The following is a 1,273-nucleotide window of genomic DNA, read 5'->3' as shown; positions in this document are numbered from 1 at the left end:
CGATGAGTCCGATCACGTCCTGGATGTGCGTGTGCAAATCCACGGCTGGGCTCAAGAGGTGGGCGCGTTCGCCCACACCGGTCAAGGTGACCGCGTGGACCCGCGCACCCGCCTGGCGCAATGGACCCAGCACGCGCTGCCAACACCAAGCACCGTGCCAGGCGCCGTGCACCAGCACAATGCTGACGTCGTGATCGGGATCGGGAAGGGAATGGGTTGTGGACATAGGGCGGCTCGAGGAATGGACCAGCCCCGATTTTGCCCTGTGCATGCAGCAAGCCCTGCGCGCCGGCCGACCCTGGCGCGAACGGACGCTCAGATGTAGGCGTTGACCGCTGGCAGGTGGCGCATGTGCAGCCGCATGCCCAGAGCCGCCATGTGGTTGCTGTTGCGGCTGAGAATGGCCTGGCTCAATGGCAAAAATTTGGCCTCTTCGTAGGCCGCATGGGCCACGTAATCGTCCACCAGGCGCTGCACCTGGGCCAGATCCAGCCCACTGTCCTGTCCTTTGGCGACTTTCTTCAGCCCTGGCTCCAGGCCTTTCCAGAGTGCTTCGAGCTGGCGGTGTTCGTGCGTGAGCCGCTGTGTCATGGTTTTGACGCGTTCGTGTTCTTCGCCCGGTTCGGCACTGGCGAGCACAGAAGGAAAAAGATCGCGCTCTTCTTCCGAATGGTGTTCCAGCACCGCCTCGTTGAAAAAGCCCAGCGTTTGGTTTGCGATCTGGCGCGCGCGCGCAGCCGGTTCGAGCAGCTCACGCAAGTCGCTCAACGCCTGGAGCTGGCGCAGGATGCCCACATGGCAGTTGGAGAAATTGGTGACGGGTGCGTCGTTGTCGGCGGCTGGTGGTTGTGTGGCGAGCGTTTTCATGGCGGTCCTCGGGTGCGGTGGCGGCGGGCGGAAAACACCCGCCTCGCCTGTGCCCCAGTCTAGGCCGCCTTGCCCGCCGGGCCTTGATGCAGGTCAACAAGCGGCAGCGCGCAAGCGCTCAAGGCAGTTGGTGCGACACCAGTTCAAACAGGTCCTTTTCGCTTTCGGAGTTGTCGTTGGTCGTGACGCGGCGCTGCATGCGCACGTAGCGCTTGATCTCGGGTGCGTACCAGATCAGGTACTGCACCCGCACCGGCTCCAGATGCGCTTCACTGCGGATGCCGGTGCTGACGCGGCTGCTCCAGACCTCGACCTTGTAGGCGTTGAAACTGCCCGCGGGCACGCTCACCCGCTCCCGCCCCAAGACCTTGGCCGCCGAATGCCAGCCGCTCCAGCGCGCGTCCAT

Annotated in this window: 3 protein-coding genes; all 3 read right to left on the bottom strand. The window is 64.2% G+C overall.

Annotated features, from left to right (window positions below):
* Nucleotides 1-226, bottom strand: a 226-nt coding sequence (locus tag ABYB95_RS23690) for an alpha/beta fold hydrolase (RefSeq protein WP_372662887.1), incomplete at its 3' end; no start/stop codon positions are given.
* An 89-nt stretch (nt 227-315) separates the two neighbouring features.
* The gene (locus ABYB95_RS23685) at nt 316-867 is read right to left on the bottom strand and encodes a hemerythrin domain-containing protein (protein WP_372662884.1); all 552 of its coding nucleotides are present in this window, start codon (nt 865-867) and stop codon (nt 316-318) included.
* A 118-nt stretch (nt 868-985) separates the two neighbouring features.
* On the bottom strand, nt 986-1,273 hold a 288-nt coding region (locus ABYB95_RS23680), incomplete at its 5' end, for a hypothetical protein (protein WP_372662881.1).

The organism is Hydrogenophaga sp. (assembly GCF_041633695.1).
Taxonomy (GTDB): Bacteria; Pseudomonadota; Gammaproteobacteria; order Burkholderiales; family Burkholderiaceae_C; genus Hydrogenophaga.
The sequence above is the reverse complement of the archived record's forward strand: the minus strand, read 5'-3'. Positions and strand labels throughout refer to the sequence as shown.